Annotated in this window: 18 protein-coding genes; 9 read left to right on the top strand and 9 right to left on the bottom strand. The window is 53.4% G+C overall.

Features of this window, described 5'->3' with window-relative positions:
- The first annotated feature begins 14 nt into the window (after positions 1-14).
- The 7 genes from cmoM to QNH99_RS14690 all read left to right on the top strand — a co-directional run bounded on the left by cmoM (position 15) and on the right by QNH99_RS14690 (position 10,679).
- Positions 15-800: a tRNA uridine 5-oxyacetic acid(34) methyltransferase CmoM gene (gene cmoM, locus QNH99_RS14720; protein WP_063878954.1), complete on the top strand. Its 786-nt coding sequence runs from the start codon at positions 15-17 to the stop codon at positions 798-800.
- Positions 797-2,119, top strand: a complete 1,323-nt coding sequence (gene mukF, locus QNH99_RS14715) for a chromosome partition protein MukF (protein ID WP_410516855.1) — start codon at positions 797-799, stop codon at positions 2,117-2,119. The genes cmoM and mukF overlap by 4 nt, the downstream gene beginning before the upstream one ends.
- The gene (gene mukE, locus QNH99_RS14710) at positions 2,100-2,825 is read left to right on the top strand and encodes a chromosome partition protein MukE (RefSeq protein ID WP_109717241.1); all 726 of its coding nucleotides are present in this window, start codon (positions 2,100-2,102) and stop codon (positions 2,823-2,825) included. The genes mukF and mukE overlap by 20 nt, the downstream gene beginning before the upstream one ends.
- Positions 2,822-7,288: a chromosome partition protein MukB gene (gene mukB / locus QNH99_RS14705; protein ID WP_410516854.1), complete on the top strand. Its 4,467-nt coding sequence runs from the start codon at positions 2,822-2,824 to the stop codon at positions 7,286-7,288. The genes mukE and mukB overlap by 4 nt, the downstream gene beginning before the upstream one ends.
- Positions 7,289-7,457: 169 nt before the next feature.
- Positions 7,458-9,275, top strand: a complete 1,818-nt coding sequence (gene ldtD, locus QNH99_RS14700; RefSeq protein ID WP_241536813.1) for a L,D-transpeptidase — start codon at positions 7,458-7,460, stop codon at positions 9,273-9,275.
- Between the two features lie 186 nt (positions 9,276-9,461).
- Positions 9,462-10,010, top strand: a complete 549-nt coding sequence (locus QNH99_RS14695; protein WP_013025254.1) for a YcbK family protein — start codon at positions 9,462-9,464, stop codon at positions 10,008-10,010.
- A gap of 39 nt (positions 10,011-10,049) precedes the next feature.
- Positions 10,050-10,679 carry an MBL fold metallo-hydrolase gene (locus tag QNH99_RS14690; RefSeq protein WP_241536812.1) on the top strand — a complete coding sequence of 210 codons (630 nt, stop codon included), beginning with the start codon at positions 10,050-10,052 and terminating at the stop codon, positions 10,677-10,679.
- Between the two features lie 40 nt (positions 10,680-10,719).
- Here QNH99_RS14690 and QNH99_RS14685 read toward each other — a convergent pair whose 3' ends face one another.
- From QNH99_RS14685 to pncB, 4 genes are all read right to left on the bottom strand, one after another.
- Positions 10,720-11,910, bottom strand: a complete 1,191-nt coding sequence (locus QNH99_RS14685) for an amino acid aminotransferase (protein WP_241536811.1) — start codon at positions 11,908-11,910, stop codon at positions 10,720-10,722.
- Positions 11,911-12,120: 210 nt separating this feature from the next.
- Positions 12,121-13,254, bottom strand: coding sequence for a porin OmpF (ompF, locus tag QNH99_RS14680; protein WP_063878961.1), 1,134 nt, complete (start codon positions 13,252-13,254; stop codon positions 12,121-12,123).
- 300 nt (positions 13,255-13,554) lie between these two features.
- Positions 13,555-14,955, bottom strand: a complete 1,401-nt coding sequence (asnS, locus tag QNH99_RS14675) for an asparagine--tRNA ligase (protein ID WP_241536810.1) — start codon at positions 14,953-14,955, stop codon at positions 13,555-13,557.
- Between the two features lie 157 nt (positions 14,956-15,112).
- Positions 15,113-16,318: a nicotinate phosphoribosyltransferase gene (pncB, locus tag QNH99_RS14670; RefSeq protein WP_218995196.1), complete on the bottom strand. Its 1,206-nt coding sequence runs from the start codon at positions 16,316-16,318 to the stop codon at positions 15,113-15,115.
- A 290-nt stretch (positions 16,319-16,608) separates the two neighbouring features.
- On the opposite strand from pncB, the gene pepN reads away from it, so the two are divergent.
- Complete coding sequence (gene pepN / locus QNH99_RS14665) at positions 16,609-19,224, top strand: aminopeptidase N (RefSeq protein WP_063878963.1); 2,616 nt, start codon at positions 16,609-16,611, stop codon at positions 19,222-19,224.
- A gap of 33 nt (positions 19,225-19,257) precedes the next feature.
- Here pepN and ssuB read toward each other — a convergent pair whose 3' ends face one another.
- Genes ssuB through ssuE form a run of 5 tightly spaced genes read right to left on the bottom strand, consistent with a single transcriptional unit; the run spans position 19,258 to position 23,519 of the window.
- Complete coding sequence (ssuB, locus tag QNH99_RS14660; protein WP_063878964.1) at positions 19,258-20,046, bottom strand: aliphatic sulfonates ABC transporter ATP-binding protein; 789 nt, start codon at positions 20,044-20,046, stop codon at positions 19,258-19,260.
- Positions 20,043-20,834 carry an aliphatic sulfonate ABC transporter permease SsuC gene (gene ssuC / locus QNH99_RS14655; protein ID WP_063878965.1) on the bottom strand — a complete coding sequence of 264 codons (792 nt, stop codon included), beginning with the start codon at positions 20,832-20,834 and terminating at the stop codon, positions 20,043-20,045. Before ssuC ends, ssuB begins: the two co-directional genes overlap by 4 nt.
- Before the next feature lie 10 nt (positions 20,835-20,844).
- The gene (ssuD, locus tag QNH99_RS14650) at positions 20,845-21,993 is read right to left on the bottom strand and encodes an FMNH2-dependent alkanesulfonate monooxygenase (RefSeq protein ID WP_063878966.1); all 1,149 of its coding nucleotides are present in this window, start codon (positions 21,991-21,993) and stop codon (positions 20,845-20,847) included.
- 10 nt (positions 21,994-22,003) lie between these two features.
- Complete coding sequence (locus tag QNH99_RS14645; RefSeq protein ID WP_241536808.1) at positions 22,004-22,957, bottom strand: sulfonate ABC transporter substrate-binding protein; 954 nt, start codon at positions 22,955-22,957, stop codon at positions 22,004-22,006.
- 10 nt (positions 22,958-22,967) lie between these two features.
- Complete coding sequence (ssuE, locus tag QNH99_RS14640; RefSeq protein WP_063878968.1) at positions 22,968-23,519, bottom strand: NADPH-dependent FMN reductase; 552 nt, start codon at positions 23,517-23,519, stop codon at positions 22,968-22,970.
- Between the two features lie 754 nt (positions 23,520-24,273).
- On the opposite strand from ssuE, the gene QNH99_RS14635 reads away from it, so the two are divergent.
- On the top strand, positions 24,274-25,254 hold the full coding sequence (locus QNH99_RS14635) for a glycosyltransferase (RefSeq protein WP_063881146.1): 981 nt from the start codon (positions 24,274-24,276) through the stop codon (positions 25,252-25,254).
- The last annotated feature ends 73 nt before the right edge of the window (positions 25,255-25,327 follow it).

Below are 25,327 nucleotides of genomic sequence, written 5' to 3'. Positions count from 1 at the left end.
CCGGAGTCCACGCCATGCAGGATCGTAACTTTGACGATCTCGCGGATAAATTTTCGCAAAATATTTACGGCACAACCAAAGGCCAGGTGCGTCAGGCCATCCTGTGGGATGAGCTGGAAACGATTCTTCCCAGCCTGTCCTCCTCTTCCCTGAGCGTGCTGGATGCGGGCGGCGGTATAGGGCAAATTTCCAGCGGGCTGGCGGCGCGGGGCCATCAGGTCGTGCTGTGCGATCTGTCAGGTGAAATGTTACGCCGCGCGCAGGAAAATGCCCAGGCGCTGGGTGTGAGCCACCACATGCAATTCAAACAAATTAGCGCGCAGCAGGTCGGTGAACATTTGGTTAAGCCGGTGGATCTGGTATTGTTTCACGCTGTGCTTGAGTGGGTTGCTGAACCTGAAGCCGTGTTAAAAGCCTTGTTTGATACACTGCGGCCCGGCGGCGTGCTGTCGTTGATGTTTTACAACCTGCATGGTTTAACATTACGCACCCTGACGTTGGGTAATTTTGGCTATCTGCGTACCAACTTAACCAAACGCAAGAAGCGCACGCTGTCACCAGATTATCCTCGCGATCCCGATGATGTGTATCGCTGGCTGGAAGCCTGTGGTTTCCAGATTGAACGGCGTGCCGGGATTCGTGTATTCAGTGATTATATGAAGCCGCCTAAAGGCGAGCCAAAGAGTGACGACGAAATTATTGAGATGGAGCGGCGCTTTTGCCGCCAGGAACCCTTTTTAAGCTTAGGGCGTTACATCCACGTGACCGCGCGCAAACCCGGGCAGAAGGACGAATTATGAGTGAATTTTCCCAGACGGTACCGGAACTGGTATCCTGGGCGCGCAAGAATGACTTCTCCCTTGCGCTGCCAGTTGAACGTCTGGCTTTTTTGCTGGCTATCGCCACGCTAAACGGCGAGCGCATTGACGGAGAGATGAGCGAAGGTGATCTGATTGATGCGTTTCGTCACGTCAGCAAAGCCTTTGAGCAAACCAGTGAAACCGTCCTGGTGCGTGCCAACAACGCCATCAACGATATGGTGCGTCAGCGCTTGTTAAATCGCTTTACCAGTGAGTTAACCGAGGGCAATGCCATTTATCGCCTGACGCCATTGGCCATCGGCATCACCGATTACTATATCCGCCAGCGTGAGTTCTCCACGCTGCGTCTGTCTATGCAACTTTCCATTGTTGCTGCGGAACTGAAGCGTGCCGCGGATGCCGCTCAGGAAAATGGCGACGAATTTCACTGGCACCGCAACGTGTTCGCGCCGCTGAAATACTCGGTGGCCGAAATCTTCGACAGCATTGATATGACACAGCGCCTGATGGATGAGCAACAGCAGGCGGTGAAATCCGATATTGCTGAACTGCTGAACAAAGACTGGCGAGCCGCAATTTCAAGCTGTGAAATGTTGCTGTCGGAAACCTCAGGTACACTGCGCGAGCTGCAGGATACGCTTGAGGCGGCGGGCGACAAGCTGCAGGAAAATCTGCTGCGTATTCAGGATGCGACGCTGGATAGCCCGGATCTGGGCTTCGTCGATAAACTGGTCTTCGATTTGCAAAGCAAACTCGACCGCATTACCAGTTGGGGACAGCAGGCCATCGACCTGTGGATTGGCTACGATCGCCACGTCCACAAATTTATTCGTACTGCCATCGATATGGACAAAAACCGCGTTTTTGCTCAGCGGTTGCGGGTTTCCGTACAGAACTATTTTGATGCGCCCTGGGCGTTGACCTATGCCAACGCCGAACGTCTTTACGATATGCGTGATGACGAGTTGACGCTGCGTAACGACGAAGTCATGGGCGAACTGCCTGCCGAGCTGGAATTTGAAGAATTTAATGAAATTCGCGAGCAACTGGCGGCCATGATTGAAGAAGCCTTAGAGAGTTACAAAACGCAGCAAAAACCGCTCAACCTCGCCGTGGTAATGCGCGACTATCTGGCCCAATACCCACGCGCGCGTCACTTTGACCTTGCGCGCATCGTAGTGGATCAGGCGGTGCGACTCGGCGTAGCGGAAGCCGATTTAGCCGGTTTGCCTGTGGAATGGCAAGCCATTAATGATTACGGAGCCAAGGTGCAGGCACATGTCATCGACAAATATTGAACAAGTGATGCCGGTTAAACTGGCACAGGCACTGGCAAATCCGATTTTTCCGGCGCTGGACAGTCAGTTGCGTGCCGGACGCCACATTGGCATTGAAGAGCTGGATAACCACGCTTTTCTGATGGATTACCAGCAGTATCTGGAAGAGTTTTATACGCGCTATAACGTTGAGCTGATCCGCGCGCCAGAGGGATTCTTCTATCTGCGTCCACGCTCAACCACGTTGATTCCTCGCTCTGTCCTGTCTGAGCTGGATATGATGGTCGGTAAAATCCTGTGCTATCTCTATCTCAGCCCGGAACGTCTGGCGAACGAAGGTATTTTTACCCAGCAGGAGCTGTATGACGAGCTGCTGTCCCTGGCTGATGAAAGCAAACTGCTGAAGCTGGTTAACCAGCGCTCAACCGGCTCGGATCTCGATCGTGCCAAGCTGCAGGAAAAAATGCGGGCTTCCTTAAGCCGCCTGCGTCGTCTTGGTATGGTGTGGTTCTTTGGCAATGACAGCAGCAAGTTTCGTATTATCGAGTCTGTTTTTCGCTTTGGTGCCGATGTGCGCAGCGGTGATGATCCGCGGGAAGCGCAGTTGCGCCTGATTCGTGACGGCGAGGCAATGTTGCTGGACAACGCAACGCCCACGACTGAGGCGGAAGACAGTGAAGAGAATGACAGCGATGCGGGTGATATCGCGGAGGAAGAACAGGCATGATTGAACGCGGCAAATTTCGTTCGCTAACGCTGATCAACTGGAACGGTTTTTTTGCCCGAACCTTTGATCTTGATGAACTGGTCACCACGCTGTCGGGTGGGAACGGGGCAGGTAAGTCAACCACCATGGCGGCCTTTGTCACGGCGCTGATTCCTGACTTAACCTTGTTGCACTTCCGTAACACTACCGAAGCCGGCGCCACCTCGGGTTCACGCGATAAAGGCCTGCACGGTAAACTTCGCGCCGGCGTCTGCTATGCCATGCTGGACGTGGTCAATTCCCGTCATCAACGCGTTGTCGTGGGTGTCAGACTGCAGCAAATCGCCGGACGTGATAAGAAGGTCGATATCAAGCCTTTCAGTATTCATGGGCTGCCCACGGATACGCTGCCTACCGATATGCTCACGGAAATCCTTAACAGCCGTCAGGCACGTGTTTTACCGCTTAACGAGGTAAAAGAACGCGTTGAGGCACTGGAAGGCGCCCAGTTCCGTCAGTACAGCTCGGTCACCGACTATCATGCCATGATGTTTGATCTCGGTGTCGTGCCGCGTCGCCTGCGTTCAGCCAGCGATCGCAGCAAGTTTTATCGCCTGATCGAAGCGTCACTTTACGGCGGTATCTCCAGTGCGATTACCCGCTCTCTGCGCGATTACCTGTTGCCGGAAAACAGCGGCGTGCGCAAAGCGTTTCAGGATATGGAAGCGGCACTGCGCGAAAACCGCATGACGCTGGAAGCCATCCGCGTGACGCAGTCCGATCGTGACCTGTTCAAGCATCTGATTTCTGAAGCCACCAGCTACGTTTCGGCAGACTACATGCGTCACGCCAATGAGCGACGCATTCATCTTGATAGCGCCTTACAACTGCGCAATGAGCTGTTCAGCAGCCGCAAACAGCTGGCCTCTGAACAGTTCCGTCATGTGGAAATGGCGCGCGAGCTGGCCGAACACAGCGGGGCGGAAAGCGATCTCGAAATCGATTATCAGGCAGCCAGCGATCACCTGAATCTGGTGCAAACGGCGATGCGCCAGCAAGAGAAGATTACCCGGTATGACAGCGATATCGAGGATCTTACGCTGCGTCTGGAAGAGCAGAGCGAAGTGGTTGCCGAAGCGCGTGAAATCCAGGAAGAAAATGAGGCCCGTGCTGAGGCGGCCGAACTGGAAGTCGATGAGCTGAAAAGTCAGTTGGCCGATTTTCAGCAGGCGCTGGATGTGCAACAAACCCGGGCGATCCAGTATCAACAGGCATTACAGGCGCTGGAACGTGCGCGATCGCTGTGCCAGCTGCCGGATCTGAATATTGAAAATGCTGCCGAATGGCAGGCCAGCTTCCAGGCGAAAGAAGAAGAAGCCACGGGGCAACTGTTGCATCTTGAGCAGAAGCTGAGCGTAGCGGAAGCGGCTCACAGCCAGTTTGAGCAGGCCTTGTCGCTGGTCACCAGCATTGCCGGTGACGTCAGCCGCAAAGAGGCGTGGCAAGTCGGCCGCGATCTGCTGCGCGATGCCAGCAATCAGCGTCACCATGCCGATCAACTTTCGTCACTGCGTCTGCGTCTGAATGAGCTTGAACAGCGCCTGCGCGAACAACAGGAAGCCGAACGTCTGCTGGCAGAGTTCTGTAAACGTCAGGGCCAGCATTACGAGCCTGATGCGCTGGAAGGGTTGCAGCGTGAACTCGAAGCGCAAATCGAGCAGCTCAACAGCAGCGTGGCTGACGCGGGCGAACAGCGCATGATGATGCGCCAGGAACTTGAGCAGCTGCGCGAACGCATCACGTCGCTGACCGCGCGCGCGCCGCACTGGCTGGCAGCACAAGAAATCCTGACTCAGCTCAGTGAGCAAACCGGTCAGGAACTGGCCAGCAGCCAGGACGTGACCGAATACATGCAGCAGTTGCTGGAACGCGAGCGTGAAACCACCGTCGAACGTGACGAAGTGGCGGCGCGCAAACGTGAAATTGAGCAGCAAATTGAACGTCTCAGCCAACCGGGTGGTGCCGAAGATCCTCGCCTGAATCAGCTTGCCGAACGGTTTGGCGGCGTACTGCTGTCAGAAATTTATGATGACGTGACGCTGAACGATGCACCTTACTTCTCCGCGCTGTATGGCCCGTCGCGCCACGCTATTGTGGTGCCCGACCTGTCGCTGGTGCGTGAGCAACTGGATGGCTTAGAAGAGTGCCCGGAAGATCTCTACCTGATCGAAGGGGACCCCCAGTCGTTCGATGACAGCGTGTTCAGCGTAGACGAGCTACAAAACGCGGTCGTAGTGAAAGTCGCCGAGCGTCAGTGGCGCTATTCCCGCTTCCCAAAAATTCCTTTATTTGGTCGGGCGGCACGCGAAAACCAACTCGAGCTACTTAACAATGAGCGCGATCGCCTGGCGGAACGCTATGCCACGTTATCTTTTGACGTTCAGAAGACGCAACGTTTACACCAGTCTTTCAGCCGCTTTATCGGCAGTCACCTTGCGGTGGCCTTTGATGACGATCCTGAAGCGCAAATCCGTCAGCTCGGCGCCCGTCGCGGTGAGCTGGAACGTGCGCTCAATCAACATGAAAGCAACAATCAGCAGCAGCGTCAGCAGTTTGAGCTGGCGAAAGAGGGCGTTGCACAGCTTAACCGCCTGTTGCCGCGCATTAACCTGTTACTGGATGAAACCCTGGCGGATCGTTGTGAAGAGATTCGCGAGCAGGTCGAAGAGGCGCAAGAGGCCGCACGTTTCCTGCATTTACATGGGACGAAACTGGCCAAACTTGAGCCGATGATTGCGGTACTGCAAAGCGATCCTGAACAGCACGAACAGCTGCAGGCGGATTACCAGCAGGCGCAGCAACAGCAGCGCAATGCGCGTCAGCAGGCGTTTGCCCTGACGGAAGTGGTACAGCGCCGGGCGCATTTTAGTTATGACGATTCGGCTGGCATGCTGGGCGGCAACAACGACCTGAGCGATAAACTGCGGCAGCGGCTGGAGCAGGCCGAAGCCGAACGGAGCCGCACGCGTGAACGCCTGCGCGCGCATCAGTCGCAGCTGACGCAGTATTCGCAGGTGCTGGCATCGTTAAAAAGTGCTTATGATGCCAAGCGCGACATGCTGAAAGAGCTGCAGCAGGAAATGCAGGACATTGGGGTTCAGGCCGATGCCAGTGCGGAAGAACGCGCGCGAATCCGCCGTGACGAGCTTTATACGGCGCTGAGCCACAACCGCGCCCGCCGCAATCAGCTGGAGAAACAGCTCACCTTCTGCGAAGCAGAGATGGACAACCTGCAGAAAAAGCTGCGCCAGCTTGAACGTAACTATCACCAGAACCGTGAACAGGTGGTCAGCGCCAAAGCGGGCTGGTGCCTGGTACTGCGTCTGGTTAAAGACAACGGGGTGGAACGCCGTCTGCATCGCCGTGAACTGGCTTATCTCAGTGGCGATGAACTGCGCTCCATGTCGGATAAGGCACTGGGCGCACTGCGCCTGGCGGTTGCGGATAACGAACATCTGCGCGACGTGCTGCGTTTGTCTGAAGATCCTAAACGTCCGGAACGTAAGATTCAGTTTTTCATCGCCGTGTATCAACATCTGCGCGAACGTATCCGTCAGGATATTATTCGCACCGACGATCCGGTTGAAGCCATCGAACAGATGGAGATTGAACTCAATCGTCTGACGGAGGAGTTGACGGCCCGTGAGCAAACTCTGGCGATCAGTTCACGCAGCGTGGCGAACATTATTCGTAAAACGATCCAGCGTGAACAGAACCGTATTCGCCAGCTTAACCAGGGGTTACAAACCGTTAGCTTTGGTCAGGTGCGCAGCGTTCGGCTTAACGTTAACGTGCGGGAAACCCACGCGATGCTGCTGGATACGTTGTCTGAAGAGCATGAACAGCATCAGGATCTGTTTAACAGCAACCGACTCACGTTCTCGGAAGCGCTGGCGAAGCTCTATCAACGTCTGAATCCACATATTGATATGGGCCAGCGCACGCCGCAGACCATTGGTGAAGAGCTGCTGGACTACCGTAATTACCTGGAGATGGAAGTCGAGGTCAATCGTGGTTCGGACGGCTGGCTGCGCGCAGAAAGTGGTGCGCTGTCTACCGGTGAGGCGATTGGTACCGGGATGTCGATTCTGGTTATGGTCGTTCAGAGCTGGGAAGAGGAATCACGCCGCCTGCGCGGTAAAGATATTTCACCTTGCCGTCTGCTGTTCCTGGATGAAGCCGCTCGTCTGGATGCACGCTCTATCGCGACGCTGTTTGAACTCTGTGAGCGTCTGGAGATGCAGCTGGTTATTGCGGCACCAGAGAACATCAGCCCGGAGAAGGGCACCACTTATAAACTGATGCGTAAAGTATTTAATAATACCGAGCACGTTCACGTGGTGGGATTACGCGGATTCGCCGCCGATCCGCTGCCTGCGAAACGCAGTAGCGAAGCCGATCCAGCAAGCGAAACCACGACATAATATTCATGATGCAGAGATAGTCAAAAACAGCGCCATTGGTTAATCTGGTAACGGCATTTGTCACAGGAGGCAAATGCCGTTTTTATTCGTATACTCAATAATATGGGTAACAGCCCGATCGCAGCCGTTTCCTGACATGCTGCGCGGTAGATTAATGAAGGGGGCAGGGATGTTACTGAATAAAAGCTTAAAAATTCATCAGGTTAGTTCGTGGCTTGCGCTGGCACTAACGCTGATTCCTTGTGCCATGGCTCAGGCCGCTATCATCGCTGCCATGCCGGGCACGCAAATGACGCATGCAGCCCTGTCCGTCAGCGAGAGCCAGCAGAAGATCCGACAGGCTTTTTCAGGCGATAACCAACCTTTTTATGGCGCTTCACTGGCTGCCCTTTATGCCGCGCGAAATATGCAGCCAATCTGGCAAGATCCTGACGCCGTGCAAAAGTTTCAGCAGCAGCTGGCGGAGGTTGCGCTTTCCGGTGTCCAGCCGCAGTTTACCCGCTGGGTCGATCGCCTGACCGATCCGACTATTAAAGATTTCGCCCGCGACGTAACGCTGTCCGATGCAATGCTGGGCTATTTGCAGTTTGTGTCAACGGTGCCTGTTCAGGGGGAAACCTGGCTGTACAGCACCGTCCCTTACAAGCTGGCGGTACCGTCGGTGTCCGTGATCAATGCATGGCAGAATGCGGTGAATGCGGGCAGTTCGCTGGCCTTTGTCAATTCACTGGTGCCGCAGCATCCGCAGTATCCCTTGATGCACAAGGCGCTAAAGAGTCTGCTTGAAGATAAACAGCCCTGGCCGCAAATTAAAAATCGTGACACCTTACGACCTGGACAGGTCAGTGACGATGTGCCGGCCTTACGCGAAATATTACGCCGCAGCGGTATGTTAAGCGCTCAGGTTGCCGTACCTGCGCCCAACGAGGACGTCGTTCCCACCGCGCCCGTTCCTGCCAGCCACAGCGAGCAGCCTGTCGCCGTGAGTCCTTCGGCAGTGACGGTTAATGATATACCCGCCACCACGCCCGATGTTTCGGGCAATGTGCAAAATGCCCCCGCGGCACCGGGCGGTGTGAACGTCTATGATGACAACCTGGTGGCGGCGGTAAAACGCTTTCAGCAGTGGCAGGGACTTGACGCCGATGGGGCGATTGGCCTGCGCACACGTGAATGGCTGAATGTCTCACCCCAGCAGCGTGCTGCCTTACTGGCGTTGAACATTCAGCGCCTGCGCCTGCTGCCGGATGATATGCACAACGGCATTATGGTTAACATCCCCAACTACTCGCTGAACTATTACAACAACGGCACAAAAGTTCTGTCCTCCCGGGTTATCGTGGGCCGGCCAGATCGTAAAACGCCGTTGATGCGAAGCGCACTGAATAATGTGGTGTTGAATCCGCCGTGGAATGTGCCGACCAATCTGGTGCGTCAGGACATTATTCCTAAGGTGAAACAGGACCCCACCTATCTGTATAAGCACGGTTATACCCTGCTGTCTGGCTGGAGTGCCGATTCTGAAGTCATCGATCCCAGCATGATTGACTGGAGCATGGTATCCGCGTCTTCTTTCCCTTACCGCATACGTCAGGCACCTGGTCAAACCAACTCGCTGGGTCGCTATAAGTTTAATATGCCAAGCTCGGATGCGATTTATCTGCATGACACGCCGAACCACAACCTGTTCCAGCGCGATATTCGTGCACTAAGCTCGGGCTGCGTGCGCGTCAATAAAGCCTCAGAACTGGCGGGTATTCTGTTGCAGGATGTCGGCTGGAACGATGCCCGTATCTCTGACACGCTTAAGCAGGGTGACACGCGCTATGTGCCTATTCGCCATCGCATCCCGGTTAACCTGTATTATTTAACGGCCTGGGTCGCGGATGACGGTAAAACGCAGTTCCGTACAGATATTTACAATTATGATAATACGGCGCGTTCAGCCAGCCAGGTCTTAAGCCGTGCGCAACAGTTGCTGCTCTAATGGTTGATTTTTAATCGTTAGTCGCACGGCCTCTGCGTGATTCAGTCCTGTCATTAAGGCGGCTTTATCTGGAGCCGCCTTCCAAACTTGCCCATAATGGGTTGACGTGCTAGCGCCAGGAAGTTATGGTTCCGCCAGTACGTTTTTTGCACATATCTTTGACTCTGTTTTCAGGTAAACCGCTCCATGTCTACAATCGATTCTTTACGTCGCAAACTGCTGCTTTGCGGAAGTGCCGCTGCCGGTCTGGCCTTACTGCCAGAGACCGCGATGGCTTCACTCTCCACTTCACGTCCACGGATTTTAACGCTCAATAATCTTCACACTGGTGAAACCCTTAAAACTGAATTTTTTAACGGTAAAAGTTACGACAAAAGTGAATTGTCACGCCTGAACCACTTTTTCCGCGACTACCGTGCCAATAAAACAAAAAGTATCGATCCCCATCTGTTTGACCAGCTCTATCGTCTTCAGGCGCTGTTGGAAACGCGCAAACCCGTTCAGCTCGTCTCCGGTTATCGCTCACTGGCGACGAACAATATGCTGCGGGAATCGGGACCTGGTGTGGCAAAACACAGTTACCACACCAAAGGCCAGGCGATGGATTTTCATATTGAAGGGGTGACGTTGGCGAATGTTCGCAAAGCCGCATTAAAAATGCGAGCCGGTGGTGTAGGATATTACCCCAGCAGCAACTTTGTACATATTGATACCGGTCCCGTCAGGCACTGGTAGTAACGTCGGCAACGCTGCGGGTGCCGACCATGGAGCGTTATGAACTATCACATTATCCCCGTCACCGCCTTTGCGCAGAATTGTTCGGTTATCTGGTGTGAAACCACGCGTGAATCCGCCCTTGTGGACCCCGGTGGCGATGCTGAGACCATCAAGCAAACGCTGGCACAGCTTGCTGTAAAGCCCGCACAGATCCTGCTCACGCATGGTCATCTCGATCACGTTGGGGCGGCGGCGGAACTGGCTGCATTCTGGAAGGTGCCGCTGGTCGGTCCGCAAAAGCAGGATGCATTCTGGCTGGAATCATTACCCACGCAAAGCCAAATGTTTGGTCTTGAGTACTGCGCGCCACTGACGCCGGATCGCTGGCTGGAGGAAGGTGATACTGTTCAGGTCGGCCAGGTCACGCTCGACGTACTGCACTGCCCGGGACATACGCCAGGCCACATTGTATTTTTTGATGCCAAAGGTCGCTTACTGATTTCGGGTGATGTGATTTTTAGCGGTGGTGTAGGGCGCACTGATTTCCCGCAGGGCAATCATCAGCATCTCATCGATGCGATAAATAATAAGCTGCTGCCGCTAGGCGACGATGTCACGTTTTTACCCGGTCACGGTCCTGTGTCAACGCTGGGACGTGAACGTCTGACCAATCCTTTCCTGCAATAAAAAATGGGCCAGAGCGGCCCATTTTTTATGCGGTATCAGCCTAAAGTACGGCGACAATTGCCTCACACAGTGCAGACATATTATCTGGCGTCATACCGGCAACGTTCACGCGGCCCGAATTAACGGCATAAACCCCAAACTCCTCGCGCAGGCGGATGACCTGATCTTTGGTCAGTCCGCTGAATGAGAACATCCCATTCTGCTTGATGATAAAGCTGAAGTCCTGCTGTGCGCCTTTATCCGCCAGCGTGTTAACAAACAGCTGACGCATGCGCTGGATACGCTGACGCATATCAGACAGCTCTTGCTGCCAGATAGTACGCAGCGCGTCATTACCCAGGATGGTGGCAACGACGGCGGCACCGTGTGACGGAGGATTAGAGTAGTTAGCGCGAATGGTGTATTTCACCTGGCTAAACGCGGTCTCGACCGTCGCAGCGTCGCCGGCAACCAATGTAATCGCACCAACACGTTCGTTATACAGGCCAAAGTTCTTGGAATAAGAACTGGCGACAATCAGTTCCTGATGGCTGGCAGCAAAAATGCGCAGCCCTTCCGCATCCTCTTCGAGACCACGGGCAAAGCCCTGGTAGGCGAAGTCGAACAGGGGCAACCAGCCGTTGGCCTGGGAGAGCTGTGCCAGCTGTTGCCACTGCTCTTCTGTTGGATCAATACCGGTCGGGTTATGGCAGCAGCCGTGGAACAGCACCACATCACCAGCTTTCACCTCTTTCAGGGAGGCCAGCATGCCATCAAAGTCCAGCGTATGGTTAGCCGCGTCGTAATACTGGTATTCGCACACCTCAAGCCCGGCAGCATTGAACACATTTTTGTGGTTAGGCCAGCTCGGGTTGCTCACCCACACGCGCTTAACGGCGGTCTGGGTGGACAGGAAATCTGCGGCGACGCGCAGTGCACCCGTACCGCCCGGCGTTTGCGCCGTACGGGCTCTGCCCGACGCGATCAGGGCGTTGCCTTTGCCAAATAACAATTCCTGCGTGCAACGCGCGAAATCCGGCAGACCGTCAATGCTCAGGTAGTTTTTACTGGTTTCGTTTTCAAGCAGGTACTGTTCTGCTTTTTTAACGCTGGTGAGCACCGGCGTTTTCCCGGTTTCATCTTTATAAACACCAATACCAAGATTGATTTTATTTGGGCGGTCGTCGGCACGGTAGAGATCGGCCAGGCCAAGGATAGGATCAGCGGGTGCAGCAGAGATCGATTCAAACATGAGTCGGGTCCAGTAGCGTGAACTTTAGCAAATGAACCATCAGGTTAACGTCAGCACGGCGAAATGCCAACCGTTTGCGATAAAATTCATCGTCTGTGCGCCAGAATTACCCGTTCTTATGTTGTTGGGGGGATATAACCGGGGAGAGGGCAAGAAAACGGCATTAAAAAACGGAGCCGAAGCTCCGTTTTTTGTACTGCATCAACAAACTTAGAACTGGTAAACCACACCAACACCAACTACGTCATCGTTAGGAATGCCGAGTGGGTTGTTTTTGTCCAGCTGGTTGATTTTGTAATCAACGTAGGTGGCCATGTTTTTGTTGAAGTAGTAAGTTGCGCCCACATCGAAGTATTTGTAGATATCAGCATCGCCGATACCTTCGATGTCTTTGCCTTTAGACTGAACGTAGGCCAGTGAAGGACGCAGACCGAAGTCGAACTGATACTGAGCTACCAGCTCAATTTCTTGAGTTTTGTTAGCGAATGCATTACCGCTAAATGTCGTACCGTTAACATTAAACACACCTTTAATTGGTGTTGAGTTACGGGTTTCACCGTACATTGCTGCCAGGTATACGTTGTTAGCGTCATATTTCAGTGCTGTTGCCCAGTTTTCTGCACGCTTACCAGCACCAACGCCAGCACCTTGAGAGGTTACAACGTTGTTATTACTGACTGAACCGTCAGCCTGGCTATTAGTACGATCGCTGCTGCTGTAAGCACCTACGATACCGACTCCGATCGGAGAGGTGTACGAGGTTGAAATACCGTAGCCATCACCATTCGCACGGCGAGGATCGGTACGATCATTTTTACCCTGGTACTGAAGCGCAAAGTTCCAGCCATCTACCAGACCAAAGAAGTTGGTGTTGCGGTAGGTCAGCAGACCACCACTACGGCCGTTCATATAGTTGTCTGAGTAACCTGAGTCACCACCAAATACTGGCAGCATATCGGTCCAGCCGATTGCGTCATAAACCACACCGTAGTTACGGCCGTAGTCGATTGAACCTGCATCACCAAATTTCAGACCCGCAAAGCCCAGACGGGTTTTGTTGTCAGTCTGCGCGTCAGAACCTTCAGAGTTATTACCCTGAATGTTGTATTCCCACTGACCGTAACCGGTCATCTGGTCATTAATCTTGGTTTCGCCTTTGAAGCCGAAGCGAATATAAGTCTGATCGCCGTCATCACCTGCGTTATCAGAGAACTGGTGACGCGCATCCACTTTACCGTACAGGTCCAGCTTGTTGCCGTCTTTGTTATAAACTTCTGCTGCGTTAGCTGCGCCGGCGGCGAGCAGAGCAGGGATAACCACTGCCAGAATGTTGCGCTTCATCATTATTTATTACCCTCATTGGAGTTATTTGGACACCTGCCACTGCCGTCAAGAAAACTTTACGTGAACCTTGAAAGAAGTTTGGTGTCTCCTGTGTCTGCACGCATCTTTCCATCCCCCACCGGGTAATTCTACTGCGAAAATGCTACAAAAGTCGTAATCTTGTTTCAAATATAAAATATGTATTACAAAATGTAAAAATAACGGAACTTTGTGAGACATATCAAAATTTACAAAAATAAAAAAAGGCCGGCGATGCCGACCTCTTTATATATATGAATTTCTTATATTTAATGCTGAAAATCAGAAGCTCGCGTTGCGAGGCGTGCGTGGGAAGGGGATAACATCTCTTACATTTTGTACGCCGGTGATATAGGCGATTAAACGTTCGAAACCTAATCCAAAACCTGAATGTGGCACGGTGCCATAGCGACGCAGATCACGATACCACCAGTAATCTTCTTTTTTCAGACCCATCTCTTCCAGACGCGCATCCAGCACATCCAGACGCTCTTCACGCTGAGAACCCCCGATGATTTCACCGATGCCCGGCGCTAACACATCCATCGCGGCCACGGTTTTACCGTCGTCGTTCAGGCGCATATAGAACGCCTTGATATCTTTCGGATAGTTTTTAACCACCACCGGCGCTTTGAAATGCTTCTCGGCAAGATAACGTTCATGTTCAGAGGACAGATCGATGCCCCATGACACAGGGTTCTCAAAGGTCTGACCGCAGTTCATCAGGATATCGACGGCATCGGTATAATCGACCTGGGCGAAATCGGTAGTAACAAAACGCTCCAGGCGATTAATCGCATCCTTGTCTACGCGTTCGGCAAAAAACGCCATATCGTCCGCACGCTCATTCAGAACGGCCTGGAAGACATACTTCAGCATGGCTTCCGCCAGGGCTGCCGCATCGTCTAATGAGGCGAAAGCGATTTCCGGTTCCAGCATCCAGAATTCTGCCAGATGGCGGCTGGTGTTGGAGTTTTCCGCGCGGAAAGTCGGGCCGAAGGTGTAGATTTTCGACAGGGCACTGGCGTAGGTTTCACCGTTTAACTGACCGGACACCGTCAGGAAGGCTTCTTTACCGAAGAAATCCTCGGAGTAGTCGACTTTACCCTGATCGTTGCGCGGTAAGTTTTCCATGTCCAGGGTTGAGACGCGGAACATCTCACCGGCTCCTTCGGTATCGGAGGCGGTAATAAGCGGCGTGGAGACCCAGAAGTAACCGTTCTCATGGAAGAAGCGATGCAGCGCCTGTGCCAGCGTGTGACGCACCCGGGCTACAGCGCCAATCAGGTTGGTACGCGGACGCAGGTGCGCGACTTCACGCAGGTATTCAATACTGTGGCGTTTTGCCGCCATCGGGTAGCTGTCGGGATCTTCTACCCAGCCCACCACTTCCAGTTTTGTCGCCTGGATTTCGAATGCCTGACCCTGACCCGGCGACGCAACCACCTTACCGGTGACAATGACGGAACAGCCAGTGGTCAGGTGCAGCACTTCGTCCTGATAATTATTCAGAGAATTATTGACGACAGCCTGAACGGGATTAAAGCAGGAGCCGTCATAGACAGCGATAAAGGAAAGACCGGCTTTGGAATCTCTTCGGGTACGCACCCAACCACGTACGGTGACGTCACTGTCAACCGCGACGCGACCGTGCAGTACATCCGCTACAGGCACTACGCTCATAAATATCTCTCTATATAGAAGAAGTGTGTGAATGAATTCCCCAGACTGGGGTGTAGCTATGTTACTTGTGAGTCAACAGGAAACAAGCAAAATTCAGGGGAATATCAGATTTAATGCCAGGAAGGCGGGGCGCGTTAACGCCCCGATAACAAAGAGGCTAGCTGGCTTTTTTAACCAGCGGCAGGTCAAAGGCTTTTCGCAGGGCTTTAACGAACGCTTTGTCCTGACAGATCGTTTTACCTGGGCTGTCAGAGAGCTTAGCGACCGGCTTGCCATTACATTGCACCAGCTTGATCACGATATTGAGTGGCGTAACACCGGGAATGTCGCAGGTCAGGCGCGTGCCGATGCCGAATACAACGTTGGTACGCTGGCCAAAGTGACGATAGAGCGCCAGCGATTTCTCCAGGTTGAGATTATCCGAAAACACGAGCGTTTTCGTGAGCGGATCGATACCCAACTGCTGATAGTGCGCCAGGGCTTTCTCGCCCCACTCAACCGGGTCACCTGAGTCGTGGCGCAGTCCCTGATAACGCCGGGCGAAGACCGGACCGAAATCGCGCAGGAAGGCATCCATGGCAATACAGTCGGTCAGGGCAATGCCCAGCTTGTCATCATATTCATCCAGCCAGGCCTGTAAGGCCGCGCGCTGGCTGTTCGCCAGCACCGGGCTGATTTGCTGAAAAGCCTGAAACCACTCGTGAGCCTGAGTACCTACTGGCGTAAGTTCAAGGCGGCGCGCCAGATCATAGTTACTGGTGCCCATCAGCCACGGAAAATCCTGTTTCAGGGTGCTGACAATCGATTCCTGCACGTCCTGTGAATAACGGCGTCGGGTGCCAAAATCCATCAATCGGAAACGTGACATATCGGTGTCAGCCACCTGGGTTTGAAACCTGTCCAGTTTCTGATGTAGAAATTCCACGGCCTGCTGGCTGCTGATGGCGGGTGTGCGGTGACGGTGAACCACTTCGCTGATCAGCGCCAGCAGTGGGACTTCCCACAGGATGACTTCCCGCCAGGGGCCCTGGATGCGGATAGCCAGCTTGCCATGGTGATTCTGGACTTCGACCTGTCGTGGGTCGTAGCGAAAGTTTCGCAGCCAGCTAAGGTAGTCATCAGCAAAAAAGGGCAGGTCAGATAACCAGGCATATTCAGCCTCGGTAAGTGCCAGCGCCTGCATGGCATCTATTGCCGCACGGATCTCGTCAGCATAAAAACCCAGCAGCTCGTCGCTACGGCAGCGGAACTCCGCGGCCACCGTGACATCATGGTAACGGTGGAATACGGCTTGCTGCATATGAAGCTTATAAGCATCCGTATCCAGCAGCGAAGTCAGTATCGGGGAAGCATGTCCTGTCATGGCGCGTTTCAGCATCCTGTTCGGTGGCGCAGAGCCCGGTGTGTTTAACGTCGTAAAAGACGCAAAAGTATAAATCACTAACAGAGAGCGATCACAGCATATTTGAGGATAGCGAGTCGAGGACGAAATGTGTCATTGTTAACAAATTGTAGCCATTTTATCTGATACATGCATTGTGCATGCTAAGCTCGGCGCATCATGCTTAGACGTTTGACGAGTAATGCTTATACTTTTACTTTAGCGACGAATGCGAAGACTTTGACGAATAACTACTACATGCGAGACGGAATATGACGCAGCAGCCACAAATAAAATATCGACACGATTATCGTGCGCCGGACTACACCATCACCGATATCGATTTAACCTTTGAACTGGATGAAACGACGACGCGGGTGACGGCGGTGAGTCAGGTTAAACGTCAGGGAGACCACCAGGCTGAACTGCGTCTGGATGGCGAAGATCTGACGCTGGTGTCGCTGGAAGTCAATGGCCAGGCCTGGACAGCCTGGCATGAAGACGCGGGTTCGCTGGTATTAAGTCAGTTACCGGACAGCTTCACGCTTAAAATCGTCAATGATATCCATCCTGACCGTAACAGCGCCCTTGAAGGGCTCTACAAATCCGGTGAGGCGCTCTGCACACAATGTGAAGCCGAAGGTTTCCGGCATATTACCTGGTATCTGGATCGCCCCGACGTGCTGGCGCGCTTTACCACTACCATTATCGCTGACGGCAGCCGTTATCCCTACCTGCTGTCAAACGGCAACCGCATTGACAGTGGTAAAGATGACCAGGGCCGTAACTGGGTAAAGTGGCAGGATCCTTTCCCTAAACCTTGCTATCTGTTTGCGCTGGTGGCAGGTGACTTTGATGTGCTGCGTGACAGCTTTACCACGCGTTCTGGTCGCAATGTTGCGCTGGAGATCTTTGTCGATCGCGGCAATCTGGATCGTGCCGACTGGGCGATGACCTCCCTGAAGAACAGCATGAAGTGGGATGAGGAGCGCTTTGGCCTGGAGTATGACCTCGACATCTTTATGATTGTTGCCGTGGACTTCTTCAATATGGGCGCGATGGAGAATAAAGGCCTGAACGTTTTCAACTCCAAATACGTGCTGGCAAAAGCCGAAACCGCCACCGATAAAGATTATCTGGGGATTGAAGCGGTCATTGGTCATGAGTATTTCCATAACTGGACCGGCAACCGCGTAACCTGTCGCGACTGGTTCCAACTGAGCCTGAAAGAGGGACTGACCGTCTTTCGCGATCAGGAGTTCAGCTCCGACCTCGGATCGCGCGCGGTTAACCGCATAGATAACGTGCGCATCATGCGCGGCGCGCAGTTTGCCGAGGACGCCAGCCCAATGGCGCATCCGATCCGCCCGGATCAGGTGATCGAAATGAACAATTTCTACACCTTAACGGTGTATGAAAAAGGCTCTGAAGTGATCCGCATGCTGCACACCTTGCTGGGTGAAGAGAATTTCCAGAAAGGGATGCAGCTGTATTTCGAACGCCACGATGGCAGCGCAGCCACCTGCGATGATTTTGTTCAGGCTATGGAAGACGCTTCTAATATCGATCTCTCTCAGTTCCGTCGCTGGTACAGTCAGTCGGGCACGCCAACGCTGTCGGTGCGCGATGACTACAACCCGGAACTGGAACAGTACACGCTTCATGTTACCCAGCACACGCCGCCGACGGCCGAGCAGAAAGAGAAGTTGCCACTGCATATCCCGCTGGATATCGAACTCTATGACGGGCAGGGTAAGGTGATTCCGCTTCAGCGTGACGGCCATCCGGTGCATAACGTGTTGAACGTAACGGAAGAGTTCCAGACCTTTGTTTTCGATAATGTCTATTTCCAGCCAGTGCCGTCACTGCTGCGTGAGTTTTCCGCGCCGGTGAAGCTCGATTATAAGTGGAGCGATGCGCAACTGACTTTCCTGATGCGCCATGCACGCAACGACTTTTCACGCTGGGATGCCGCACAAAGCCTGTTAGCCACTTACCTGCGCCTCAACGTGGCGCGTCATCAGCAAGGCCAGCATCTGTCATTGCCACTGCATGTCGCAGATGCCTTCCGCACGGTGTTGCTGGATGCCGACAGCGATCCGGCGCTCACCGCCCTGATTTTATCGCTGCCAAGTGAAAACGAAATCGCCGAGCTGTTTGAAATTATCGATCCGCAGGCCATTGCGCTGGTGCGTGAGGCGCTGGTGCGTACGCTGGCCCGTGAGCTGGCCGATGAGTTCTTTGCCGTCTACCATGCGAATCAGCAGGCTGAATACCATGTTGATCATGCAGACATTGGTAAACGTTCGCTGAAGAATATCTGTCTTTACTATCTGGCCTTCGGGGACATGGATCTGGCGAATAAACTGGTGCAGGCGCAATACCAGCATGCCAATAACATGACGGACTCCCTGGCCGCACTCACTGCTGCGGTGGCGGCACAGTTACCGTGCCGTGATGCGTTGTTAGCGGACTATGATGAGCGCTGGCACAAGGATGGCCTGGTGATGGACAAATGGTTTGTCTTACAGGCTACCAGCCCGGCGCAAAATGCGTTACTCAACGTGCGTCGTTTACTGTCGCACCGTTCCTTCAGTATGGGTAACCCCAACCGTATTCGCTCGTTGATTGGTGCGTTTGCTTCAGGTAATCCCTCGGCGTTCCATGCCGAAGATGGCAGTGGTTATCGCTTCCTGGTGGAGATGTTGACGGATCTTAATACCCGCAATCCGCAGGTGGCCTCGCGTATGATTGAGCCATTGATTCGTCTGAAACGTTATGACGCTAACCGCCAGGCGCTGATGCGTCAGGCGCTGGAGCAGTTGCAAGGTCTGGATAAACTGTCTGGCGATCTGTACGAGAAAATTACCAAGGCACTGAACGCCTGATAAAAAACGGCGGGTTAACAGCCCGCCGTTTGATTAACGCTGTTGCGCATAGCGTGGCGGTTTGTCTGTTGCGCCGCGGCGCATAACCCGATCCAGCACTTCCGCTTCCAGCTCTGCCAGACGCGCTGAACCCCGTCGTCGGGGGCGGGGCAGATCGACCAGCAAATCCAGTCCTATCTGACCTTCCTCTATCAGTAACACCCGATCAGCCATCGCGACCGCTTCACTGACATCATGGGTAACCAACAGAACCGTAAAGTGGTACTGCTGCCAGAGCGATTCGATCAGCTCCTGCATCTCGATTCGCGTTAAGGCATCCAGCGCCCCCAGCGGCTCATCCAGTAGCAGCAGGCCGGGACGGTGAATCAGCGCCCGAGCCAGCGCCACACGCTGTTTCTGACCACCGGAGAGCGCGGCAGGCCACTCGTGTGCTCTGTCAGCCAGTCCGACAGCCTCCAGCGCGTCACGTGCGGCCTCACGCCATGCGTTGCCACGCAGACCCAGCGAGACATTATCAATGACTTTTTTCCACGGCAGCAGTCGGGCATCCTGAAACATCAACCGGGTTTCGTCGCGCGCAGTCTGCAGCGGCGCATTACCTGCCAGCAGTTGGCCCTGGGTGCTGTTTTCCAGCCCGGCCAACAGGCGCAGCAGGGTGCTTTTACCACAGCCGCTGCGGCCCACCACGGCAACAAACTGGCCGGAAGGAATATGCAGGTCGATGTGATTCAGAATGGTGCGCTCGCCGTACTTTTTACTGACGCCCTTTACACCGACGGGCGTACCCGCGTTGAGACGCGCCGGGATAGCGGAGTTAATCATGCGGTTTGCTCCTTACGTTGATAAGCCGGATGCCAGCGTAACCAGACACGCTCCAGCAGTAATGCGCTGACATCAGCCAGTTTTCCCAGCAGGGCATAAAGAATGATGGCAACCATCACCACATCCGTTTGCAGAAATTCACGGGCGTTCATTGCCAGATAGCCAATACCGGCGTTAGCCGAAATCGTCTCGGCCACAATCAGCGTTAGCCACATTAATCCCAGTCCAAAGCGCACGCCTACCATAATGCTCGGTAACGCGCCGGGTAAGATCACCTGAACAAACAGGCTCCAGCCGGATAAACCGTAACTGCGCGCCATTTCAACCAGGCCTGGGTCCACGTTGCGAATACCGTGGTAGGTATTCAGGTAAATAGGGAACAGCGTGCCCAGCGCCACCAGAAAAATTTTGGCGGATTCATCGATGCCAAACCACAAGATAACCAGTGGGATTAGCGCCAGATGGGGCACGTTGCGTAACATTTGTAGTGAGGTATCCAGCAGGCGCTCACCCAGCCGCGAGGTGCCGGTGATCAATCCCAGCAGCAGACCGAGGGAACCGCCAATGCTGAAGCCGAGCAATGCCCGCCAACTGCTGATGGCGAGATGCTGCCAGAGCTCGCCACTGGCGGCCAACTGCCAGAAGGTGGTCACAATCTTTTCCGGTGCTGGCAGAATACGCGTAGACAGCCAGCCGGTCTGTGATGCAATTTGCCAGACCACCACCAGTAACACCGGCAGCAGCCAGGGCACCAGCGCCGCTGAGAATGATTTACGTAGTCTGGTCATCGTTATCTCCTCAGGCCCGGGCGGCTTTTTTCTCAGGCGTAAAATCATTCGCAACGGCTTCACCGTGGGCCTGAATCACCCGCGGTTGCGGGACCTGAGGAATATTCAGATCCAGATGAGGAAACAGCAGCTCACCGACGCGATAAGCTTCCTCCAGATGCGGATATCCCGACAGGATAAAGGTTTCAATGCCCAGGGCTTCATACTCTTTCATCCGTGCCGCCACGGTAGGCGCATCGCCAACGAGCGCCGTGCCTGCGCCACTGCGCACCAGCCCGACGCCGGCCCAGAGGTTAGGGCTGATCTCCAGCTTATCGCGGCGTCCGCCGTGCAGAGCAGCCATGCGCTGTTGACCCACCGAGTCGGTGCGTTGGAAGGCGCTTTGTGCTTTGGCGATGGTGGCATCATCCACGTTGGCGATCAGCTTGTCGGCTGCCTGCCAGGCTTCCTCATTGGTTTCACGCACGATCACGTGAAGGCGAATACCAAACCGAACCTGCCGACCCTGTGCTGCGGCTTTCGTCCGCACTTGCTCAATTTTCTCTTTAACCAGGGCAGGTGGTTCACCCCAGGTGAGATAAACATCAACCTGTTCGGCGGCAAGATCCTGAGCGGGCTCTGAAGAACCCCCGAACCACAGCGGCGGACGAGGCTGCTGTACCGGCTTAAACATCAGACGAGCGCCTCGCACATGAACGTGCTTGCCTTCGTAATCCACCGTTTCGCCTTCCAGCACGCGCCGCCAGACGCGGGTAAACTCGGCCGATTCTGCATAGCGCTCGCGGTGATCGAGAAATACGCCATCACCAGCCAGCTCCTCGGGATCGCCCCCGGTCACCAGGTTGAACAGCGCACGTCCGTTGGAAAGGCGATCGAGCGTTGCGGCCTGACGCGCAGCCTGGGTGGGCGAAATGACACCGGGACGCAGGGCCACCAGAAAACGCAGACGCTGAGTCACAGGGATTAACGATGCCGCCACCAGCCAGGCATCTTCACAGGAGCGTCCCGTCGGGATCAGAACGCCACCAAAGCCCAGCCGGTCGGCAGCCTGTGCCACCTGTTGTAAATAAGCATGGTCAACCGGGCGAGCGCCTTCAGCTGTGCCAAGGTAATGTCCGTCACCATGGGTTGGCAGGAACCAAAATACGGAAACACTCATTTTTCTCTCCTTATTGCGTCACGGCATGGGGATGCCAGATGCGCTCGGCAATCGATACTTTCACGGGAATCAGATGATTGGCATAAAACAGATCGGCGGTTTTCTGCTGCAAAGCGACCGTTTGCGCACTCACCGGGCTGACCGGGCTGGGCGGGCGATGGTCCAGGTTGCTGGCAATGACCGCCTCAGGCAGACCGATCGATGTAGAAAGCAGATGAATACTCTGATCGCGTTCGCTACGCGTCAGCGCTTCTGCGTCACTGAAGGCTTTTAACGTCGCTAAGACGAAGTCATTGTGGTCCTGTGCAAAACTGCGTGTCGCAAGGTAGAACGGCCCGGTTTGATTCAGCGTGGTGCCGTCTTTCAATACGCGGACATTACCCTGCAGCAGGACGGCGGAATAATAGGGGTCCCATATCGCCCAGGCGTCAACGTTACCCTGCTGGAAGGCTGCTCGGGCATCAGCAGGCGTCAGATAAACCGGCTGAATATCCTTGAAACTCAGACCCGCTTCTTCCAGCGCGCGCAATAGCAAGTTATGGGAACTGGAGCCTTTCTGAAAGGCCACCTTTTTGCCTTTCAAATCGGCAACGGATTTTAACGGGCTGTTTTGGCTGACCAGAATAACCTCAGCTTTGGGCTTCGGCGGTTCGGAGCCGATATACAGTAAGTCTGCTCCTGCGGCCTGTGCGAAGATCGGCGGGATATCGCCGGTACTGCCAATATCGATGCTGTCCACGTTCAGCGCTTCCAGCATTTGCGGTCCGGCCGGAAATTCAATCCACTGAATTGTCGTGTGGGGGAAACGCGTCTCCAGCAGGCGATGTTCTTTTGCCAACACCATACTGACCGACCCCTTTTGATAGCCGATGCGAACCTGAGCGGGCGGCGCTTCTGCGGCGTGAACCTGTGCCCCTGCTACAAACATCCCTGCCATTAACCACGCGCTGACTATTCGTTTCATCTCTGTATCCTTACACGGCCAGGGCAACGGGCTGATGACGTCGTGACAACGCCAGCCAGAACGATTGCACCGCTTCGTCCAGACGGCTTGCCAGCACCGGGTCCAGTTCTGGCTGGCGGTCGTAATGTTTGATTTGATTATCTTCGGCGTAAACCCCGTGAAGCACTTCTTCGGCTTTAAGGGCATTTAAAACTGGCTTAAGTGCGTAATCCAGGGCCAGCATATGACCGGCGCTTCCACCACTGGCCAACGGGAGCACCACTTTATGAGCCAGCGCGCGTTCAGGTAACAGGTCGAGAACGGTTTTTAGCGCCCCCGAAAAAGAAGCTTTATAGACAGGCGTGGCAATGACCAGGCCATCAGCCTGAGCCAGGTCTTCGCTCAGGGCTAAAAGCGCCGGGGAGTCAAAGCGTGCATTGATCAGATCGTCAGGTTGAAAGTTATGGATGTTCCACGGAATGACCTCAACGCCGGATGCTTCCAGTTTGCGCTGGCATAGCGCTAACAACGACGTGGACCGTGAAGGAAACCGCGGACTACCTGCCAGGGTAAGCACTCTCATTTACGACTCCTTATAACTGAAAGTTATTGATTATCTTTTGTTGAGAACTGAGGCTTTCATCCTGGCAGAGGCAACGGCAGGGCTTAAATGATTTTTCTGACAATCTAAAGGTAAAAATTGCAAAAGGATTTCAGATAAAAACGTCAGGACTGAGAGATAAAACCGATACGACAAATCTTAAAAACGGCAGGGACGGTGCATTGATACATTAATCCGGGTGAATAAACGCCATGAAATCCCCGGAATCCGTACATTTGGTTACTTGAATATCAAAATAATGAAACAAAAGAATGAAACGAAAAACGGTGTTGTTGTTTTTTACGCGATACAAAAAAAGAAAGGGTAAAAAATGTCGATGATTCAACGTGATTTCGTTTGGCTCCCGGCGAAGTATTAGGATTAGTTGCATCAAAGGGGTTGGCTTTACGGCCTTTTTACATGAATTTTTTAACGGTAATTCATGTTTGGTTACAGATGGCGCAGCCAAAACGTCCTGATGAGATAATGATTTCTAAATGATTTCTAAACAGGGATGTGATTATCTGTCAGTTATTCTTTAGAACCGCTAACGATGTTTTTTTTGATCGCCTTTTCTTGCCGACATTGAGACAGGCATTTTATTGATTCAGGCAGTAAAATGTCTCTGCTCAATGTAAGCGCCTGTTATTTTAAAAATTACTATTCGCCCTTGGTCAGTGCCTGTCTCAGGCTGGTGGATTTTATTTGTCATTTTCTAACAGCAGAGAAATCTCGTATGTCTGACATCCTGTTATCGGTCATTATTCCCACTTACAATGTGGAAAAATATATTGTCGAATGCGTTGATTCATTATTACGGCAAATTAGCGCGCCAAACGAAATTATCATTGTTAACGACAGCTCTACCGATGGAACGGTAGCCTTAGTTGAACAGCACTATGGTCATCTTCCGCAGGTGAAAATGATCACAATAGCCAACGGCGGTGCAGGCAATGCGCGCGATAAAGGCGTAGAAGTGGCGCAAGGGCAGTTCGTTTTCTTTTGCGATCCTGATGATGTGGTGGCGGACGGATTAGTGAGTGAGCTTACTCAGGTCGTCGAAAATTATCCGGATACCGATTTATTTTGTTTTAATTCCAGCGCGTACCGGGAAGATAAACCGCACATCACCTGGCCTAAAGTCAGGCACAGCCTGTCTGGCATTCAGCGGCCACAGGATGTGCTGTTAGCATTGCTTCATAACGGCTCCTATACCTCTGCAGCCTGGAATTACGTGCTGAGAAAAACCGTTATCCAGCAGCATCATTTGCGCTTTGTCGATCGCGTGCATGAAGATCATAATTTTACCTTATCGGTATTTATGAAATGCAAACAGGCATGGGTAACCCAGCAGACGTATTACAAACAGCGCATTCGTAGTGGGTCGCTGACCAACAGCAGTAAAAGTCCTACCTTTTTCTTTCAGCGCTACAATGCTTTTATTGCCACTTTCAACACCTTATGCAGTTCACGGGCAGAAAGTGAATTAAAGAAGGCGTTGGAAAAAGCCTACCTTATTCACTCTTTTCGTTTAATGATCTATCTGTCGCTCTACAACCAAACGCCGGTACCGGAATATGTGCTGAATGCGATTCGTTATCTGGGCCGCCGAATTAAAGCCAGCAGCCTTAAAGAATGGCTGCTGTTAAACAGTCCGGAAACCTTCATTTTATTGCAAAGCCATAAAGTGAAAAAAGAACTCAAACGCGTTCCGTAATTCCTAAAAGTGGACCCTGATGTTGTTTGCACCTGAACGAAATGAGAAGGTGAGACATGCAATGTGTATAAGG

This window comes from Pantoea allii (assembly GCF_046529425.1).
Classification (GTDB): domain Bacteria; phylum Pseudomonadota; class Gammaproteobacteria; order Enterobacterales; family Enterobacteriaceae; genus Pantoea; species Pantoea allii.
The sequence above is the reverse complement of the archived record's forward strand: the minus strand, read 5'-3'. Positions and strand labels throughout refer to the sequence as shown.

Coding starts and splice junctions, on each gene's coding strand:
- ssuC (WP_063878965.1), bottom strand. CDS start 20,834: ATGACCAGACTACGTAAATCATTCTCAGCGGCGCTGGTGCCCTGGCTG.
- mukB (WP_410516854.1), top strand. CDS start 2,822: ATGATTGAACGCGGCAAATTTCGTTCGCTAACGCTGATCAACTGGAAC.
- pncB (WP_218995196.1), bottom strand. CDS start 16,318: ATGACAGGACATGCTTCCCCGATACTGACTTCGCTGCTGGATACGGAT.
- QNH99_RS14635 (WP_063881146.1), top strand. CDS start 24,274: ATGTCTGACATCCTGTTATCGGTCATTATTCCCACTTACAATGTGGAA.
- ssuB (WP_063878964.1), bottom strand. CDS start 20,046: ATGATTAACTCCGCTATCCCGGCGCGTCTCAACGCGGGTACGCCCGTC.
- QNH99_RS14690 (WP_241536812.1), top strand. CDS start 10,050: ATGAACTATCACATTATCCCCGTCACCGCCTTTGCGCAGAATTGTTCG.
- mukF (WP_410516855.1), top strand. CDS start 797: ATGAGTGAATTTTCCCAGACGGTACCGGAACTGGTATCCTGGGCGCGC.
- QNH99_RS14645 (WP_241536808.1), bottom strand. CDS start 22,957: ATGAAACGAATAGTCAGCGCGTGGTTAATGGCAGGGATGTTTGTAGCA.
- mukE (WP_109717241.1), top strand. CDS start 2,100: ATGTCATCGACAAATATTGAACAAGTGATGCCGGTTAAACTGGCACAG.
- ssuE (WP_063878968.1), bottom strand. CDS start 23,519: ATGAGAGTGCTTACCCTGGCAGGTAGTCCGCGGTTTCCTTCACGGTCC.
- ompF (WP_063878961.1), bottom strand. CDS start 13,254: ATGATGAAGCGCAACATTCTGGCAGTGGTTATCCCTGCTCTGCTCGCC.
- pepN (WP_063878963.1), top strand. CDS start 16,609: ATGACGCAGCAGCCACAAATAAAATATCGACACGATTATCGTGCGCCG.
- ldtD (WP_241536813.1), top strand. CDS start 7,458: ATGTTACTGAATAAAAGCTTAAAAATTCATCAGGTTAGTTCGTGGCTT.
- ssuD (WP_063878966.1), bottom strand. CDS start 21,993: ATGAGTGTTTCCGTATTTTGGTTCCTGCCAACCCATGGTGACGGACAT.
- QNH99_RS14695 (WP_013025254.1), top strand. CDS start 9,462: ATGTCTACAATCGATTCTTTACGTCGCAAACTGCTGCTTTGCGGAAGT.
- asnS (WP_241536810.1), bottom strand. CDS start 14,955: ATGAGCGTAGTGCCTGTAGCGGATGTACTGCACGGTCGCGTCGCGGTT.
- cmoM (WP_063878954.1), top strand. CDS start 15: ATGCAGGATCGTAACTTTGACGATCTCGCGGATAAATTTTCGCAAAAT.
- QNH99_RS14685 (WP_241536811.1), bottom strand. CDS start 11,910: ATGTTTGAATCGATCTCTGCTGCACCCGCTGATCCTATCCTTGGCCTG.